Annotated in this window: 9 protein-coding genes; 6 read left to right on the top strand and 3 right to left on the bottom strand. The window is 70.6% G+C overall.

The genetic code is table 11. The features are described 5' to 3' along the window. Positions 1-19 precede the first annotated feature (19 nt). Positions 20-2,434, bottom strand: a complete 2,415-nt coding sequence (locus BMW54_RS14805) for a YadA-like family protein (protein WP_090057459.1) — start codon at positions 2,432-2,434, stop codon at positions 20-22. A gap of 211 nt (positions 2,435-2,645) precedes the next feature. Between BMW54_RS14805 and BMW54_RS14800 the strand changes: the two genes are divergently transcribed. Next, positions 2,646-4,040, top strand: a complete 1,395-nt coding sequence (locus BMW54_RS14800) for a sensor histidine kinase (protein WP_090057456.1) — start codon at positions 2,646-2,648, stop codon at positions 4,038-4,040. On the opposite strand, the gene BMW54_RS14795 is transcribed toward BMW54_RS14800, so the two are convergent. After that, on the bottom strand, positions 4,013-4,687 hold the full coding sequence (locus tag BMW54_RS14795) for a response regulator transcription factor (RefSeq protein ID WP_175472882.1): 675 nt from the start codon (positions 4,685-4,687) through the stop codon (positions 4,013-4,015). The two genes, BMW54_RS14800 and BMW54_RS14795, sit on opposite strands and share 28 nt — an antisense overlap. A 463-nt stretch (positions 4,688-5,150) precedes the next feature. On the opposite strand from BMW54_RS14795, the gene BMW54_RS14790 reads away from it, so the two are divergent. Continuing rightward, a complete protein-coding gene (locus BMW54_RS14790) occupies positions 5,151-6,809 on the top strand; it encodes a Na+/H+ antiporter (RefSeq protein ID WP_090057451.1) in 1,659 nt (552 codons plus the stop codon). Between the two features lie 39 nt (positions 6,810-6,848). Here BMW54_RS14790 and BMW54_RS14785 read toward each other — a convergent pair whose 3' ends face one another. After that, entirely contained in the window at positions 6,849-7,634 is a 786-nt protein-coding gene (locus tag BMW54_RS14785) for a TatD family hydrolase (RefSeq protein ID WP_090057449.1), read from the bottom strand. Positions 7,635-8,216: 582 nt separating this feature from the next. On the opposite strand from BMW54_RS14785, the gene BMW54_RS14780 reads away from it, so the two are divergent. From BMW54_RS14780 to gspE, 4 genes are all read left to right on the top strand, one after another. After that, a complete protein-coding gene (locus BMW54_RS14780; protein WP_139206119.1) occupies positions 8,217-8,654 on the top strand; it encodes a post-PEP-CTERM-1 domain-containing protein in 438 nt (145 codons plus the stop codon). Then, positions 8,651-10,618, top strand: a complete 1,968-nt coding sequence (locus tag BMW54_RS14775) for a PA domain-containing protein (RefSeq protein WP_090057444.1) — start codon at positions 8,651-8,653, stop codon at positions 10,616-10,618. The genes BMW54_RS14780 and BMW54_RS14775 overlap by 4 nt, the downstream gene beginning before the upstream one ends. Before the next feature lie 229 nt (positions 10,619-10,847). After that, positions 10,848-17,645, top strand: coding sequence for an ESPR-type extended signal peptide-containing protein (locus BMW54_RS18840; RefSeq protein ID WP_090057442.1), 6,798 nt, complete (start codon positions 10,848-10,850; stop codon positions 17,643-17,645). Between the two features lie 228 nt (positions 17,646-17,873). After that, positions 17,874-19,571: a type II secretion system ATPase GspE gene (gspE, locus tag BMW54_RS14765; RefSeq protein WP_175472881.1), complete on the top strand. Its 1,698-nt coding sequence runs from the start codon at positions 17,874-17,876 to the stop codon at positions 19,569-19,571. Positions 19,572-19,574 lie beyond the last annotated feature (3 nt).

The following is a 19,574-nucleotide window of genomic DNA, read 5'->3' as shown; positions in this document are numbered from 1 at the left end:
CGTGTCGAGGAGGAGGGGTTCACCAGCTGAAGCTGACGCCGACGCTGCCGGTGGATTCGCCGCCGCGCGAGAGGGCGCCGCCGAGCAGCACGGCACCGTTGCCCGGAATGCGCTGCGCGAAGCCCACGGCCACGGCGCCTTCGCCGTGGTAGCCGCCGACCGCCGCGCTCACGCGGTGATCGGTGCCCGCCGCGGCGGCGATCGCGCCGGCCATGCCGGCCATCGCGGAGCCCATCGCGCCGACGCCGTCGAGGCGCTGGTCGACCGCGTGGAAGCGGCGGTCGGTGTCCGCGCGGAACGCGTCGAAGCGTTCGGACGAGACCATGCCGCTGAGCTTCGCATCCGCATAGGCGTTGGCTTTCGACAGCGTGGCCTGGTCGCCGCGGTCCGCGTACTGCTGGGCCGTCACGATCGCCTGGTCGACCTGCGCGGTGTTCGCCGCGTCGGTCGGCCGCGTGCCGGCCGCCACGTTGGTCACGCGGCGCTCGTTACCCGCCGAGCCGACCGACACCGTGTTCGCTTCGTCGGCGCGCGCGCCCTGGCCGAGCGCGACGGCGTTCTGCGCGGTGGCGCTGGCACCTTGCCCGACGGCGACGCCGCCGGCGGCCGTGACCTGCGTGTCCGCACCCACCGCCACGGCGTTGGTGGCCGCCGCGGTGATCGTCGCGTTGCTGCCGAGCGCCGTGCTGCCGTCGGCGCCGATCGTGGCGCCCGTGCCGACCGCGGTATCGCGGCCGTCGGTCGCCACCGAGCCCTGGCCGATGGCGAGTCCCTCGCCCCGGCCCAGCGGCGCGCCCGGTTGCGACGGACCGGAAGGATCAGCCTCGAGGACGTCCAGACGGCCAAACACCTCGCCGAAGGCCGCGTCGACGGCACCGAACGCGGCGCCCACGCTGTCGTACACCGTGCCGCGGATCAGGTAACCGCCGCCCGCGCCGCCACCGTTGCCCATGCCGAGCAGCGCGTCGAGCTGGCCCTTGTTGACCGCGTCGTTCTCGAAGACGCCCGCGGCCACATGCGCGATCTGCCGGTCCGCCCCCTCGGCGCCGACGGAGACCGTGCCGTCGCGGTCGGCGACCGATCCGGCGCCGATCGCCACGCTGCCCTCGGCGATGGCCTGCGCCGACGCCCCCAGCGCGAGACTGTCGGGGGCGTACGCCGCGGCGCCGTAGCCGACGGCGCCGCTGCGATCGCCGATCGCCGCGGCGAGGCTGCCGAACGCGGCGGCACCTTCACCGAGGGCGAGCGCGCCGGAACCCGCGCCGGTGGCGTACGCACCCAGCACCTGCACCTGGTCGAAGGCGTCGCCGTTCGCGCCGAAGTAGTCGCGCAGCGGCGCGACGGACGCATCCAGCGCCTGCAGCTGCCCCACCGTGGCGGCGTCGCTCGCCTGCGTGCCGTCCGCGACGTTGGTGATGCGCCGCTGGATCGGTGCGCCGCCGTCGCTGCCGTCGTAGCCGACGGTCACCACGTTGGACTCATACGTGAATGAGCCGGCACCGAGGGCCACGCTGTTCGTCGCGTCGACCGTGCTGGCGCCATGGCCGATGGCGACCGAATCGGCGCCGCCGGCCTGCGCGTTGTCGCCGAGGGCGAGCGCGCTCGCCGCGCCCGCCGACGCGCCGGGGCCGATGGCGACGGCGCCCAGGTCCGTCGACCGTGCGAAGGCACCGATCGCGACGGCACGGTCGGCGAGGGCGCTCGCGGCGCCGCCGAGCGCGACGGCGTCGGTGCCGCTCGCGGTCGTGGGGATCGAGATGTAGATGATCTGATCGCCGTTCGGCGTGCTGGCGATCAGGTAGTCGTCCAGCGACCCGCCGATCGCGACGCTGCGCAGGCCCGTCGCCTTCGCGTAATCGCCGACGGAGACGCCGTTCGCGGCGGACGTCGCGCCGTAGCCCACGGCGGTGGCGCGCACGCCGGTCGCGCTCGAACTGGTGCCGATGGCGGTCGACGACACGCCTTCCGCGCGGCTGCCGGCGCCCACCGCCACCGCGAGGTCGCCCGCGTACGTGCTGTCGACGATGGCGTTTCCGTTCTCGTCCACGAGCGGCACGCTCGTCGCCGCGTCGATCCGCTGCGCCCGTCCGCCGATCGCGGTGCTTCCGAGGCCGTCCGCGATGGCGTCGTGGCCGCTGGCGATGCTGTCGTCGCCATTGGCCTGCGCGGCGTATCCGTTGGCGAGCGAGAATTCGCCGATGGCGCCCGAGAGACTCCCGTAGGCGGCGCTGCCGGTGCCGAACGCGAAGGCGAGCGATCCGGCCGCGACGGCGTACTGGCCGTACGCGAGCGCGGGATCGGTGGCATCCGGATCGCCGTTGGCGGCGAAATACGTGGCGGCCGCGTCCTGCGCATGGAGGGTCTGCGTGCCCGCCATACCGGCGAGCGCGAACACCAAAGCGGCACGGAGCCGACCTGGCCTTGCTGAAGTCATGGATTTTCCCCGGTGGCGCGGCAGCGCGGGGCTGCCCGTGGAAGCGTCGAAGACGGCTTTCCTGCGTTAGACTCGGCGCGAGGGACGACCCCGGCCGCGTGTGGATGAAACGTAGTCGGCGGCGGCGGACGCTGTCACGCATGGGGACTCACGGGGACTCACGAAAACTCACGCAGCGGATGCGCGCCTTGGGGGAGGTCTCGCGTCACGCATGTGGAAGTCGTTGAAAGGCTGGCTCGCCAGCGTGCCCATCGCGGATCCGATCGAGCGCAAGAGCGCCGTCTTCCTGCAACTCGTGCTGGCCTACGAAGGCCTGTTCGTTCCGTTCAACAAGATCTACCGGCGCTGGTTCGTCGACAGCGCGCTCGGTGGCGCGCCGGACTACGGCAACTACGCGATCCTCGTCGACAACCTCACCGACGCCGGTATCACCGTCGCGGCATGGGTGGCGTTCGCCCTCGTTCGCCGGGGTAATTTCCGCGGGGCGTCGATCACCATCCTCGCCACGATGTGGTGTTCGATGCTGCTCGCGTACGCCACGTTCGGATACGCGGTGATGCCCACCGACGAGACGGCCATGGAAGTGCTGGTGCTGGCGACGCTGTTGCTCGGCAAGCGCGCGCTGTGGACGACCTTCGGCGTCATCTGCGGCAGCCTGCTGCTCGCCATGACCCGCGACGCCATCGCCTCGGGCGACTGGTCGGCCAACTTCTGGCGCAGCTACAACGAGTTTCCGTCCGTCGGCGCGTCGTACGTGGCGATCACGCTGTTCCTCAACCAGCTCAACTACAGCCTGCGCTCGGCGCTGTCCGAGTCGGAGGCGCGCGGACGCGCGCTCCGGCAGGAGGTCGCGGCACGCGAGCGCAGCCAGGCGGCGCTGCTGCACACGCGCAAGCTCGAAGCGGTCGGGCAGCTGGCGAGTGGTGTCGCCCACGACTTCAACAACGTGCTCGGCGTCATCCAGGGCTACGCGCGCGAGCGGTTCCGTGTCATGACCGGGCGTGCCTCGCAGGGCGACGACGTGGAACGGCTGCAGGATGCGCTCGAAGGCATCGAAGAGGCCGCCGATCGCGGCGCCGCCGTGACGGGACGCCTGCTCGGCTTCAGTCGTCGCGACACGGGTGCCGTCGAGGTGGTCGACCTCGCGGCGGTATGCGCCAGCCTGACGACGATGCTCCGCCAGCTGCTGCCGCCGGGCGTGCGACTGCAGGTCGCGCCACCGTCGCAGCCGCTCTTCGTACGCGTGGATCGCAACGAGCTCGATCTCGCCTTCCTCGACATCGCCTCGAACGCGCGTGACGCGATGCCCCGTGGCGGATGCTTCAGCGTGACGGTGACCGGGGGCGCGTGCGTGACCATCCAGTGCAGCGACACCGGCACGGGCATCGAGCCGTCCGTCATCGAACGCGTCACGGAGCCGTTCTTCACCACGAAGGGCCGCGGACAGGGGACGGGGCTCGGTCTGTCGACGGTCTACGGCATGCTACGTCGCGTGGGCGGCGACCTGCGGATCACGAGCGTGCCGGGGCAGGGCACGACGATCGCCATGATCCTTCCGCACGCGGACGAGCCGGACGATCAGGTATCCGTCGCGACCAGCATGTAGCCGTTGCCGTGCACGGGATTCAGCGGGAAGCGTTCGTCGGTCGCGGCGGCGATCTTCCGGCGCAGGCGATGCAGGAGCGAGTCGAGGCGGTGCGGGTCGTAATCGTGCACGTTGTCCGTCATGGCCTGCACCAGATCGTCGCGCGGAACGGTCTCGTCCACGCGATCGAACAGCACCGTGAGGAACGTGCGCTCCGTCGCGGTGAGGCCGATGCGTACGCCGGCGGGAGAACGCAGGGCCCACTGGCTGCCCACGAGTCGCCAGGGTTCGGCGGGCGGCGGCGCGACGAGGCGGCCGAGCCGCCGGGCGACGCTGCCGAGCGTCGCGACCAGCACGTCGACCGACACCGGTTTGGTCAGGTAGGCGTCGGCGTCGTTCAGGCCGCGCACCACGTCGTCGGTGTCGCGGCGACCGGTGAGCATCACGATGCCCATGTCCGGCCGGGCCTCGCGACAATGCTTCGAGAGCGAGAAGCCATCGCCGTCGGGCAGTCCCACGTCCAGCACCGCGATGTCGACGGCCTCGTGCGAGAGGTGTTCGCGCAGTTCCGCCGCCAGCGCCATGGGTCGCACGTCGAAGCCGGCGCGCCGCAGGCTGGGCAGCAGGACGCGATCGCGCAGGGCGATGTCGTCCTCGACGAGTGCCACGCTGATCACCGGCCCGTTCCCCTGCTGTTCTGTCGGGACCCTAACATACGCGAATTCGGCAGGGTGGTAGTGAAGCTGCGATCGGACGAAAAAGGTCCGCCCGTGGGAGCGGGCGGCAATCCGGGGTCGCCCGCGCGATGGCGCGTCGCGGGCGTGTCCTGCCATGCGGAGCAGGACGGGAGTCGTGTCTTAAAAAAGGACCGCTCCCGAAGGAGCGGCCAAAGCGCAGGAGCCAAGAACGACGATTGGTTCCCGGGACCAGAGGCTAGGGATGGCCGGGTCGCGCGGATATGGAAGGATTCTGAGTAACGCGCGTTACGCGGGAAGGTGCGAGCGAGGTCGCAGTTTTTTGCTTCACCGGAGATGTCGCGCCGTTTTCTCATGACGAGGCGTGCAGTACGTGCTAGCTGGCGCGCGCCGAGGTGTTGATGCCCGGCCCTCCCAGACGTTAGCGTCCCTCTCCATGGAACTCGTCATCACCATCCTCGTCCTGTTGCTCGTCGTCGCGCTGTCGGGCGCGCTCGTGCGCATCCTGCCCGTGCGGCTGCCGCTTCCCTTGCTGCAGATCGGCCTGGGCGCGCTGCTCGCGCGGCCCTTCGGCATGCATGTCGAATTCGATCCCGATCTGTTCTTCCTGCTCTTCATCCCGCCGCTCCTCTTCGCCGACGGCTGGCGCATTCCGAAGCGGGAGCTTTTCCTGCTCCGCGGTCCGATCCTCGCGCTGGCCGTGGGCCTCGTCTTCTTCACGATCCTGGGCATCGGTTACTTCGTGCACTGGATGATCCCGACGGTGCCGTTGGCGGTCGCGTTCGCGCTGGCCGCGGTGCTGTCGCCGACGGATGCGGTGGCGGTGTCGTCGATCACGGGCCGGTCGCCCATGCCGCCACGCCTCATGCACATCCTCTCGGGCGAGGCGCTGCTCAACGACGCATCGGGCCTCGTCGCGCTGCAGTTCGCGATCGCGGCCGAACTGACCGGCCATTTCTCGCTCCTGTCCGCCACCGGCGATTTCGCCGTCACGGCGTTCGGTGGCCTGCTGGCCGGCGCGTTCGTCAGCGCGGTGTTCGGCGTGGTGCGCCGGCGCCTGGTGCGCTGGAGCAGCGAAGTCGACCCGGCGAGCCAGGTCGGCCTGCTCCTGCTGCTGCCCTTCGCCGCGTACCTGCTCGCCGAGCACTTCGGCGTGTCGGGCATCCTCGCCGCCGTCGCCGCGGGCATGACGATGAACTACACCGACATGCAGAAAGGCACGTACGTCGCGACGCGCGTGCAGAGCGTCGCGGTCTGGTCGATGGTGGAGTTCACCTTCAACGGCCTGATCTTCCTGCTCCTCGGCCTCCAGCTACCAGGCATCGTCGGCAACGCGAAGCTCGACCTCGCACAAGCCGGCGGAGGCGAGCTGTGGTACCTCGCGGCCTACGTCGTCGCCATCACGTTCGCGCTGGTGATCCTGCGCTTCGTCTGGGTGTGGATCTCGCTGCGCTTCGTGCTGCTGAGGGCGTGGCATCGGGGCGAGCAGCGGCCCAAGGTGGGCACGCGACTCATGTGGACCACCTCGCTCGCGGGCGTGCGCGGCGCGATCACGCTGGCCGGCGTGCTCTCGCTGCCGTTGATGAAGAGCACGGATGTGCCGTTCCCCACGCGCGATCTGATGATCTTCCTGGCGACGGGTGTGATCCTCTGCACGCTGGCGTTCGGGGCCATCGGCCTGCCGCTCTCCGTGCGCAAGCTGAATCTACCCGGCGAGGATCCACGTGTGCGGGAGGAGCGGATGGCGCGTGCGCTGGCCGCCGAGGCGGCGCTGCGCGGCATCGCCGATGAGCAGAAAAAGGTGGAGGCCGACGGCGACGAGAACGCGATCGCCCTGGCGTCACGTGTCGCGGCGCGCGTGCTGGGCGATTACCAGCAGCGCCTGGAAGCCGCGGGCGAGGAGGGCGATGTGCCGGAGAAGGCACGCGCCGAAGCGGGCACCGAGCGTGCGATGCGTCTCGCGGCCCTGCGCGCGGAACGTCGCGAGCTGTTCGAGCTGCGGCGCTCGCATCGCATCAACGACGAGACCCTGCGCACGCTCGTGCGCGAAGTGGATCTCGCGGAGGCGGCGTTGACCGGCCTGCATTCGGAGTGAGCGGTGGGCACGCCGATACGATCGGCTCCCACCCGTTCGTCAGAGTCCGAAGAAGGCTTCCGCCGCGCGCGTCGATGACTCCGTCAGCGCCTCGCGCGACTCGCCGCGGTCACGCGCGACCTCGTCGCGGATGTGCGCCAGGTACATGGGTTCGTTGCGGCGGTCCTTGGGCATGGGACGGATCGTGCGGGGCAGGAGGTAGGGCGCATCCGTTTCCAGGAGCAGGCGGTCCGCCGGTATGAGCTTCACCAGTTCGCGCAGGTGCGCGCCGCGGCGTTCGTCGCAGATCCAGCCCGTGATGCCGATGTGGCAGTCGAGGTCGAGGTAGTCGCGCAGCGCTTCGCCGGTATCGGTGAAGCAGTGCACGACGGCCGCGGGCACCCGGTCGCGATAGTGCTTCAGGATCGCCAGGAAATCGTGGTGCGCGTCGCGCTGGTGCAGGAATAGCGGCTTGCCCAGGTCCACCGCGATTCGCAGCTGGCGCTCGAAGACCTCGCGCTGAACGTCGCGGGGCGAATAGTTGCGGTTGTAGTCGAGGCCGGTCTCGCCGATGGCCCGCACCTCCGGCTGCACGGCGATCTCGCGCAGGAGCGCGTCGGTCGCGTCGTCGTACTCGATCGCATGGTGCGGATGCACGCCGGCCGTCGAGAAGAGCCTCCCTCCACTCGCCCGTGCGATCTCGAGGGCGTGCACGCTTCCCTCGCGCGAAGCACCCGTGACCACCATGCGCCCGACGCCATGCGCGCTGGCGCGGTCGAGCACGTCGTCAAAATCCTGACGAAAGGATTCGTGGGTGAGATTCGCGCCGATGTCGATCAAGTCCATGTTTTCTTTCGCTTTGGGTCGTTTCGTTGACTGAAGGAGGTGTGCGTTATCGAAACGCAAGGCCATGAATCACCGCGCCTTTGCCCCTGTGAAACGCGTTTCGCCGGGATTTTCGCATAGGCCGTTCGGCCGACACGACATCGCGAGTCAAAAGATTGACGTTCGCATTTTCGTGCTGCTACGTTCCAACGACGGGCGTCAAAAAGACGCCGCGCTTAAACACCTTTTCGCAGGGGGTGCCCGCCACGGGCATCAAAAGGGAAGACGGCCTGCAAGTGGCCGTCTGAAGGCAGTACCACGGGGCAAGGGGTAGTGCAGATGGTAAACCGTACGACCGTGAGCGCGTTCGTCCGCTCGCACCTTCCGGGCCGTTCGCCCGGGCCGTTCGTCGCATCGCACCCCGCCGGTTTCGCCGGCTGTCCCACCACGTCATGAATCGTCGCCGTCGCGCGAGGCGCGGCGGCGGGCAGGGTTTGACGTTGTGGGGAACGTCCGATCCTCGAGTGTTTACGCCGGCGAGGGGGTCTTCGCCGGTGGGCGTGCAGGGAGGGGTCCCGGCGCCGCACTAGGGAGGTACTGGTAATGACTTCACGAACACTGGCACAGGCCATGGGCCTCGTGCTGACGGGCATGTTCTTCGTCGCGGGAGCGGCGCACGCCGCCGACACACCGCAGGCACAGCCTGCGCCGCGCGCCGCCGGGGTGCAGGTGGCCATCGATCCCGCGACCGGCAAGCTCCGCGAGCCGACCGCCGCCGAACGCGCGGCCTATTCCCAGGCCTTCCAGGCGCGCCAGGCACGGCTCTCCGCGCTGTCGGGCCAGCCGCTGACCAACGCCGACGCGAAGACGACGCTGCGCAAGGTGACCCTCGGCAACGGCGTGAAGGCCACGGGCGCGCGGCTTCCGCAGTCGCGCATGACGAGCCTCGTGGCCACGCGCGCCGCGGACGGCACGATCACCATCAGGCACGACGACGCAGCCGCTCCGGCCGCGCCGCAGGCACCGGAGGCGACCCGATGATCCGCCGCGGCCTTCTCTATTCCGCCCTCCTCACGGCCGGACTGTGCGGCGCGATCAGCGCCAACGCCGCCGAGATCAAGATCGTCAACCAGGACGTCGGCACCGGCCAGGGTCTCGACGATCCCACGCCGGCGACGCCTGTCGGCGGCAATCCGGGCACGACGTTCGGCCAGCAGGCCCTGAACGTGTTCAAGTTCGCCGCGCAGATCCATGGCTCCTACCTCAAGAGCAACGTGACGATCATCAACAACGCCACGTTCGAACCGCTCGAATGCGACGCCACCGGTGGCGTGCTCGGTTCGTCCGGTCCGCTTTCCGTCTTCACCTTCGACGCGGGCGCCACGCTGCCGGCCGGCGCGCTCGCCAATACGTGGTACGCGGGTCCCACCGCCGACGCGCTCGCGGGCGAGGATCTCGATCCGGGTAACGCCGACATCCAGAGCCAGTTCAACGGCGCGCTCGGCTCGCCGGGTTGCATCGAAGGCTCGAAGTGGTACATGGGTCTCGATCACCAGGTGCCGGCGGGACAGATCGATTTCCTCAACGTGGTGCTGCACGAGATGGGTCACGGTCTCGGCTTCCTCGACCTGACGGACCTCGAGACCGGTGAGGATTTCCCGGGCGGCGCCGGCTCGTATCCGAACATCTACGGCACCTACGTCAAGCACGACGGCGTACTCTGGAACGACCTCACCCCCGCGCAGCGCGTCAGCGCCGCGCTCGACGACGGCCACCTCGCCTTCTCCGGCGCGACGGTGATCGCCGAGGCACCGCTGGCCCTGGGTCTGCCCGATGTCTATCGCGTCACCGCGCCGGCCGCCGCCGTGGGCGAATACGGCTACGCGCAAGCCAGCTTCGGTCCGACCGCCACCGCGTCGAACTTCACGGGTAGCGTCGCCCAGGCCGTGCCGAACGACGGCTGCGCCGCGATCACGAACGCGTCCGCCGTCGCCGGCAAGGTCGCGCTGATCGATCGTGGCTCGTGCGACTTCACCGTGAAGTCGCTCAACGCGCAGGCGGCCGGTGCCACGGCCGTGCTCCTGGCGAACAACCAGGCGGCGGGCGTCACGCCGGGCGGCACGCCGGCGTCGCCGGTGAACATTCCCGTGATCCTCGTGAGCCAGGTCGATGGCGCGAAGCTCAAGGCGAATCTCGCGGGCCTCACGGGCAGCGTCGGCAAAGGCACCGGCCTCGCCGGCACGAACGCCGACGGTGTGCTGATCTACGCGCCGGCGACGCTCTCGCCCGGCTCGTCCTTCTCGCACTACGACACGCGCCTGACGCCGAACGCGATCATGGAGTACGCGATCAACCAGGACCTCCGCGGCGAGATCGACCTCGATCTGACTCCGGCGCTGTTCCAGGACATCGGCTGGGGCATCGATCGCAGCAACCAGACGCTGCTCACCTGCGACACGGGTATCCCGAGGCTCGTCCCGGGCGGCCTCGTCATCGGCGCGAACGTGATCGCCAACGCGAAGATCATCGCCGAGAACTCGGCCGACGTCGGTGCGTACCGTGCGGGTATCACGGCGTACGCCGCGAAGCTCGCCAGCGACGGTCTGATCACGGCCGGCCAGGCATCCAGCCTGAACGCCTGCCTCTCCGACGCGGAAACCCAGAAGCAGTACGCCGCGTTCGGTCCGCCGCCGGCTCCTCCGGGCATCGCGCTCAGCAACAACAAGGCGCTGGCCAACCAGAAGGGCGCCGCGGGCTCGACGGTGGTCTACACGCTCGACGTACCGGCACGGGCGAAGACGCTCAGCCTGCGCACGTTCGGCGGGTCGGGCGACGTCTCGATCTCGGTGACCGATCCGAAGGGCGCCGTGAAGACGCAGCCGAACAAGCCCGGCAACAGCGAGGCCTTCACCACCGGCAATCCGGCGGCGGGCGTCTGGACGCTGACCGTGAAGGGCGTGAAGGCGTACTCCGGCGTTTCGGTGCTGGGCGTGTACACGCAGTAACGCGCGACGACGAAGAGGCCCCGGTTCGCCGGGGCCTCGACGTTCGGCAAGGGGGCCCGCCTCGCGGGCAGGGGACACATCGAACGGTTTCATCGGCCGACGGCGTCGCCGCCGGTCATCAGGACACACACATCGTCCGCCGCGATCGCGACGGACCGGTGACGGGCAGCGCGCCGCGCGCCCGCGCTCCGATCGCCCACATGCGGACATTTCCGGGAGGAAGGTTGACGTGAATACCATCTACAGCAAGGTCTGGAACAAATCGCTCGGCATCCTGGTCGTCGCCTCGGAACTGGCACGGGCCAACGGCAAGGGTGGTGCGTCCCGACGCGTGCGCGCCGCGATTGCCGCGCTGCCCCTGGCCGCCGGCATCGTGCTGGCGCTGGGCAGCTCGCCGGCACAGGCCGGCAACATCTGCGGCGGTTACCTCTTGGGCATCCAGGGCAAGGCGCCGGTCGCGAAGGGCGCCGATGCGTTCGCATGCGGCACCTCGGCGAAGGCCGCGGGCGACTACAGCACGGCGGTGGGCACCGCCGCCGACAGCAGCGGCATGTACAGCGTCGCGCTTGGCCAGAGCGCCCGATCGGATGGTGCGTGGTCCACGGCACTGGGACAGAACGCGCGTGCCAGCGGCACGGGCGCGGTGGCGATCGGCGAATCGTCGTACGCGAGCGGTTCGGCGGCATCGGCGTTCGGCACGGACTCGCGCGCCACCGCGAAGAATTCCGTCGCGCTGGGCGACGGCTCGATCGCCGATCGCGCCAACACGGTGTCGATCGGCAAGGTCAACGAGGATCGCCAGCTCGTCCACGTCGCCGACGGCACGCAGGACACGGACGCCGTGAACAAGCGGCAACTCGACAAGGTATCGACCTCGGTCGGCGGTGTGTCCACGCGCGTCGACGCGTTGTCGACCCGTGTCGATGGCGTCTCCACGCGCGTCGACGATCTCGCCGGCAGCGTCAGCGACGCATCGCATTACTTCAAGGCGAACGGCCTCGCCGATGGCAGCGACGACGCGCAGGCGGTCGGCGAGCAGGCGACCGCCTCGGGCTCCGGCGCGTTCGCCGGCGCGCAGGGTGCGAGCGCGTTCGGTAGCGGCGCGGTGGCGACGGGGCAGCAGGCGACGGCGACGGGCTATGGCACGGTCGCCTCGGGACAGAACAGCGCGGCGTACGGCGCCGGTGCGCAGGCCACCGGCCCGGCATCGGTCGCGGTGGGCGGCGTGGCGGTGGGTGCCGACGGCAATCCCCTGGTCACGCATAGCGGCGAGCCGGTCGAAACGGCAGCGACCAGCGCCGGCGTCGCCGGCACGGCGATCGGCGCCAGCGCGGAAGCCAGTGGCTTCGCCGCGTCGTCGCTCGGCGTGGGCGCGTATGCGAGCGGCGCGCAAGGCACCGCCGTGGGCGCGGTCGCGAACGCGATCGGCGACTACTCCACCGCCGTCGGCACGGCGAGCGCGGCGGTCGGTGTGAGCAGCGTCGCGGTCGGCGAGTCGTCGCAGGCGACGGGCGAGGAAAGCGTCGCCGTGGGTGGCACCGCGTACGGGTTCATCCCGACGCTCGCCAGTGGCGTGGGATCGTCGGCGTTCGGCAATGGCGCCTGGGGATCGGCGGATTACACCACGGCCGTCGGCTGGTCGAGCACGGCCAACCAGCTCAACGCGACGGCCGTCGGTGCGCTGGCCGGCGCGCTCGATGTCGACGCGGTGGCGGTCGGTTTCCGCAGCGCCGCCATCGGCGGACAGACGACGACCGTCGGCACGAATTCCTTCGTCTGGGGCGAAGGCGCGTCGGCTTACGGTGCGAACAGCTTCATCTGGGGCGACAACGCGACGGGCCTCGGCAGCGCCACGAACATCGACGGCGACGACACCACGACGGTCGGCGCGAACACGAGCATCACCGGCAGCGGCTCCACCGCGATCGGCGCGAACAGCGCGGTCTTCGGCGACGAATCCACCGCGAACGGACACGGTGCGCTGGCGACCGGCACGGGCGCCTCGGCCGTGGGCGCGAGCAGCCTGGCCAGTGGCGATTACACGACCGCCGTCGGGCAGGGCTCGTTCGCCGGTGCGACGGGCGCGACGGCGAACGGCAGCGGTGCCGTGGCGACGGGCCAGCAGTCGACGGCGAGCGGATACGGCGCGGTGGCGACGGGACAGAACAGCGCGGCGTACGGCGCGGGCTCGCAGGCCAATGGCCCGGGCAGCGTCGCGGTGGGCGGCAACGCGGTGGACGACGAGGGCAACGCGCTGATCACCAACGGTGGCGTGCCGGTCGACACCGGTGCGACGACGGCGGCGATCGGTGGCACGGCGATCGGCGCGAGCGCGCAGGCGTCGGGCTTCGCGTCCTCCTCGCTGGGCGTCGGTGCGTACGCCAGCGGCGCGCAGGCGACGGCGGTCGGTGCGGTGGCCAATGCCACGGGTGATTACTCGACATCGGTGGGCACGCAGAGCGCGGCTACCGGCGCGAGCAGCGTCGCGGTCGGCGAAAGCGCGCAGGCCACGGGCGACGAGAGCGTCGCGCTCGGTGGCACGACGTTCTTCGGCTTCATCCCGGCGCTCGCGTCGGGCTACGCGACGACGGCGCTCGGTGCGGGCGCCTGGGCGACGGCGGACTACGCGACGGCGCTGGGCTGGAACAGCTACGCGGAAGGGGCGAACAGCACGTCGATCGGCAGCCTGTCGTACGCATCGGCGGAAAACAGCGTCGCGCTGGGCGTGTCGTCGCTGGCCGATCGCGCGAACACCGTCTCGGTGGGCGGCGTCGGCAGCGAAAGGCAGATCACGAACGTCGCGGCAGGCACGGAAGCGACGGACGCGGTGAACAAGGGACAGCTGGACGCGAGCGTCAACGACGCCACGCGCTACTTCAAGGCGAACGGCCTCAACGACGGCAGCGACGACGCGCAGGCGATCGGCGATTACGCGACCGCTTCCGGCTCCGGCGCGTTCGCCGGCGCGCAGGGTGCCAGCGCCTATGGCAGCGGCGCGGTGGCGACGGGTGTGAACGCGACGGCATCCGGTTACGGCAGCGTGGCGACGGGCGAGGGAAGCTCCGCTTCCGGTGCCAACGCGCAGGCGACCGGCGACCGGAGCACGGCGCACGGGTCCGACGCCGTGGCGTCGGCGGCGCAGAATTCGGCGTTCGGCAGCGCGGCACAGGCGACCGGACAGCGATCGACGGCCGTGGGCGCGAGCTCGCGAAGCGTGGGCGACTACGCCGCGTCCGTGGGCAACAACAGCATCGCGAACGGCGAATCCAGTGTCGCCATCGGCGGTCCCGCCAACGCGCTCTATGGCACGGGATACAGCATCCTCTTCAACACCGAGGCGAACGGTTACGGCTCGACGGCGGTCGGCGCGGGCTCGTTCGCCCGCGATTACGGCACCGCGGTCGGCCTGCTCGCGACGGCGGGCGCGACGCGCGCCACCTCGGTGGGCTGGTCCGCGCTCTCGTACCAGGAGAACGCCACCGCGCTCGGCGAGTTCGCGATCGCGTACGGTGCGAACTCGACCGGCGTGGGTGGCGAGGCCACGGCGTACGGCGACAACTCGATCGCGTTCGGTTACCGCGCCGGAACGGCGAACGCCAACACCATCGCGATCGGTCCGCATAGCATCGCCGTGTTCGACGGCGCGGTAGCCCTCGGTGCCAACGCGTACGCGAACAGCGCCGGTTCCGTCGCGCTCGGCAACAATTCGCTGGCGACGCGCGACAACAGCGTGTCGGTCGGCGCGTCGGAGCCGTGGATGGACACCAGCGGCGTCGTGCATGAGCCGTTCACGCGGCAGATCACCAATGTCGCCGCGGGCACGGAAGCGACGGATGCGGTGAACAAGGGACAACTCGATGCGGTATCGGGCAGCGTCACGGACGCCACGCGTTACTTCAAGGCGAACGGCCTGAACGACGGCAGCGACGATGCGCAGGCGGTCGGCGATTACGCGACCGCGTCCGGCGCCGGTGCGTTCGCCGGTGCGACGGGCGCGACGGCGAACGGCAGCGGTGCCGTGGCGACGGGCCAGCAGTCGACGGCGAGCGGTTACGGCGCGGTGGCGACGGGACAGAACAGCGCGGCGTACGGCGCGGGCTCGCAGGCCAACGGTCCGGGCAGCGTCGCGGTGGGCGGCAACGCGGTGGACGACGAGGGCAACGCGCTGATCACCAACGGTGGCGTGCCGGTCGACACCGGTGCCACGACGGCGGCGATCGGTGGCACGGCGATCGGCGCGAGCGCACAGGCGTCGGGCTTCGCGTCCTCCTCGCTGGGCGTCGGTGCGTACGCCAGCGGTGCGCAGGCGACGGCGGTGGGTGCGGTGGCCAACGCCACGGGTGATTACTCGACATCGGTGGGCACGCAAAGCGCCGCGACGGGCGCGAGCAGCGTCGCGGTCGGCGAAAGCGCGCAGGCCACGGGCGACGAGAGCGTCGCGCTCGGTGGCACGACGTTCTTCGGCTTCATCCCGGCGCTCGCGTCGGGCTACGCGACGACGGCGCTCGGTGCCGGCGCCTGGGCGACGGCGGACTACGCGACGGCGCTGGGTTGGAACAGCTACGCGGAAGGCGCGAACAGCACGTCGATCGGCAGCCTGTCGTACGCGACGGCCGAGAACAGCGTCGCGCTGGGCGCGTCGTCGCTGGCCGACCGCGCGAACACCGTCTCGGTGGGCGATGTCGGCAGCGAGCGGCAGATCACGAACGTCGCGGCAGGCACGGAAGCGACCGACGCGGTGAACAAGGGACAGCTCGATGCGGTATCGGGCAGCGTCACGGACGCCACGCGCTACTTCAAGGCGAACGGTCTGAACGACGGCAGCGACGACGCGCAGGCACTCGGCGATCAGGCCACCGCTTCCGGTTCCGGCGCGTTCGCCGGCGCGCAGGGTGCCAGCGCCTATGGCAGCGGTGCGGTGGCGACCGGTCAGCAGGCCACGGCGACGGGCTACGGCGCGGTCGCCTCGGGGCAGAACAGCGCGGCCTACGGTGCCGGTTCGCAGGCGAACGGACCGGGTAGCGTGGCCGTCGGTGGCAACGCCGTCGACGAGGACGGCAACGCCCTCATCGCGGACGGCAACGGCAATCCGGTGGATACCGGTGCGACGACCGCCGCGGTCGGCGGCACGGCGGTCGGCGCGAGCGCGCAGGCCGGTGGCTTCGCCGCCACCTCGGTCGGCGTCGGCGCCTTCGCCAGCGGCGATCAGTCGACGGCGCTCGGCGCGGTCGCCAACGCCACGGGCGACTACGCGACGGCGGTGGGCACGGCCACGACCGCCTCGGGTGCCGGTTCGGTCGCCGTCGGCGGACCGAGCAATCTGCCCGGCGTCGGTCTCATCTATACCGGCGCGACGGGCGACAGCGCCGCGGCGTTCGGTGCGGGCGCGCAGGCGACGGCGGATTACGCCACGGCCCTGGGTGCCATCGCGGGCGCCGAAGGCGTCGGCAGCACCGCGGTCGGTTACTTCGCGTATGCGCCGGGGGCGAACGCGACGGCGCTCGGCATCAACAGCTGGGCCTCGGGTGCCAGCAGCGTGGCGGTCGGCGACTACTCGACCGCGACGGGCAGCCGGAGCGTCGCCGTCGGCGCGGACGCCACGGCCTCGGCGGCCAACAGCGTGGCGCTGGGAACCAACTCGGTGGCGAACCGCGCGAACACCGTCTCGGTGGGATCGACGACCGGGACGCGGCAGATCGCCAACGTCGCCGCGGGCACGCAGGGCACCGACGCGGTCAACGTCGACCAGCTGACCGCCCTGTCCGATAGCGTCGGCAGCGCGCAGCACTACGTGGCCGCCAACGGTGCCGGCGACGGTTCGGACGACGCCAGCGCCACCGGCGCGTTCGCGACCGCCACGGGTGCCGCCAGCGGCGCGAGCGGCGACATGTCCACGGCGATCGGCGCGTTCGCCACGGCCAGTCGGGAATCGGCGACGGCGATCGGTGCCTCGGCGAACGCCGGCGCCGCCGGTGCCACGGCGATCGGTGACAGCGCCCGCGCGCTGGGCGCCAATTCGGTGGCCCTGGGCAGCGGATCGCTGGCCACGCGCGCCAACACGGTGTCGGTGGGCACGGCGGCCAGCAACCGGCAGATCACCAACGTGGCGGCCGGTACGCAGAACACCGACGCGGTGAACCTGGGCCAGCTCAACTCGGCCCTGAGCAGCGCCTTCTCGGGTACCTCGAACGCGGCCGGCAATGCCGTCGCGATGGCCCTCGGCGGCGGCGCGACGATGGGCGCCAACGGCCTCGTCGGTCCGACCTACCGCGTGCAGGGCGCGCAGTACGGCTCCGTCGGCGACGCGGTGGGTGCGCTGGACGGTGCCCTCGGTTCGCTCAACAACCGCGTGGGTGCCCTCGAGTCGAAGTCCGGCACCGGCGGCAGCACGATCCCGGGCGGCACGCCGCCGCGCGGCGGTAGCACCGCCACGCTCGCCGCCAAGGCCACGACGACGGCGGCCGTGCCGCAGGAAGTCGCGGCCGCGGTCGCGGCGCCCGTCGCCGCCGGCAGCCCGGTGGCGGCCGCGGCGGTTCCGATCGCGCCGGCCGCGATCGACGGCGGCAACGCCCCGATCACGAACGTGGCCCCCGGCGTGGCGCCGACGGACGCCGCCAACGTCAGCCAGGTCGACCAGGCGCTGACCACGGCCAAGTCGTATGCCGACCAGGGCGACGCGGCGACGCTCAACAGCGCCAAGCAGTACACCGACCAGCGGTTCGGCGACGTGGTGAGCGGCGGGGCGTTCGACGAGTACAAGCGCACCGTCGACCGCCGCTTCAGCAACCTCAACGACCGCCTGAACAAGGTGGGCGCGATGGGCGCCGCCATGTCCCAGATGGCCTTCAGCGCCCAGGGCGTCAACGGCGACAACCGGCTTGGCGTGGGCGTCGGCGGATACAAGGGGCAGGGCGCGCTGTCGGTGGGCTACTCGCGGAGCATCTCGTCCAACGCCGCCCTGACCTTCGGCGCGGCGGTCAGCGGCGGGGAGTCCTCCGGTGGCGTCGGCGTAGGTATCGGCTGGTAAACGAGTCCGGCGGCGGCCGACAAGCCGCCGCCAGGTGCCTGAAAAGCCGGCGGTGACGCCGGCTTTTCTTGTTGCGCCACGTCGCGGATCGTCACGCGCACGGTCGCCGTCGACGCACCGTATGTGCTACCAATAGCGCCCCATCCGGTCAGGAACGACCGGGCGGTACGACGTAACCAACGGACAGCGTGTGGAGATGGCATGTCTGCGATGACCGAGCAAAGGGACATGCTTACCGGGGAACCGGGAGAAGCCCAGGTCTGTGCGCACCTCGTGGCGCATGGGCGGCTCAAGGATACCGATCTGGCGCGGGCGCGCCGGCTGCACGACGAGGCACCGGAAGGAACGCTCACGGCGCTGATGGCCCGCCTCGGGCTCGTGTCCGAACGCGACCTCGCCGACGCGTGGGCCGATCTGCTCGGCCTGCCGCTGCTCGCGGCCAAGGACGCCCCGGAGCTGCCGCCGGCCGACGTCGAACTCTCGCCCCGGTTCCTCAAGCAATACCACGTCGTGCCCGTCCGCGAGGGCGAGGAGGGGCTGGCGCTGCTCGTCGCCGACCCGGCCGATCCCTATCCGTTGCAGGCCGTGCGCCTGGCGACCGGACGCGACGTCCAGCTCCGCGTCGGCCTGCGTTCGGAAATCGACGACCTGATCGAACGTTATTACGGCCAGGGCCGTTCCGCGATGGGCAGCATCGTCGAGAGCCTCGACGGCAGCGCCGCGGTGGAAGACGACGTGGAGCACCTGCGCGACCTCGCCTCGGAAGCGCCCGTCATCCGCCTGGTGAACCTGATCCTGCAGCGCGCGGTGGAACAGCGCGCGTCGGACGTGCACATCGAACCGTTCGAGAATCGGCTCAAGGTGCGCTATCGCATCGACGGCGTGCTGCACGAGGTCGAGGCGCCACCGTCGAGTTCCACGGCGGCGGTGATCTCCCGCGTGAAGATCATGGCGCGCCTCAACATCGCCGAGCGTCGCCTGCCGCAGGACGGCCGCATCCAGCTGCGCGTGCAGGGCAAGGAACTCGACCTGCGCGTTTCGACGGTGCCGACCAGCTTCGGCGAATCGGTGGTGATGCGTATCCTCGACCGCGAATCCATCGTGTTCGACTTCGCGTCGCTCGGGTTCACCGACCACTTCCGCGACCGCTTCGTCGAGGTGCTCGACCGGCCGCACGGCATCCTGCTCGTCACCGGCCCGACCGGTTCGGGCAAGACCACCACGCTGTACACCGCGCTGTCCCAGATCAACACGCCGGACGTCAAGATCATCACGGTCGAGGACCCGGTCGAGTACCAGATCGAGGGCATCAACCAGATCCAGGTCAAGCCGCAGATCGGCCTCGATTTCGCCGGCGCGCTGCGCTCGATCGTCCGCCAGGATCCGGACGTCATCATGATCGGCGAAATGCGCGACCTGGAAACCTGCCGCATCGCGATCCAGTCGGCACTCACGGGCCACCTCGTGCTCTCCACGCTGCATACCAACAGCGCGTCCGGCGGCATCACCCGCCTGCTCGACATGGGCGTGGAGGATTACCTGCTCGGTTCCACGGTCAACGGCATCCTCGCCCAGCGACTCGTGCGCCGCCTCGATCCCGAAACCGCCGTGCCTTACGAGGCCCTGCCGGAGGTGATCGAACAGTTCGAGCTGCACAAGTACACGGACGAGCGCCCGATCCGCCTGTGGAAGCCGGGCAGCAGCGCCGCCAACCCCACGGGCTACCGCGGGCGCCGGGCGATCATGGAATTCCTGGTGATGAGCGATCCGCTGCGGCGGCTCGTGATGCAGCGCGCGGATGCCGGCGAGATCGAGCGCCAGGCGCGCTCCGAAGGCATGCGCACGATGTACGAGGACGGCCTCGCCAAGGCGGTGGCCGGTGTCACGACGATCGAGGAAGTCCTGCGCGTCACGCAGGAATCGTAAGGC

Source organism: Luteibacter sp. 329MFSha (assembly GCF_900111665.1).
Lineage (GTDB): Bacteria > Pseudomonadota > Gammaproteobacteria > Xanthomonadales > Rhodanobacteraceae > Luteibacter.
This window is presented reverse-complemented; position numbering and strand designations above follow the sequence as displayed.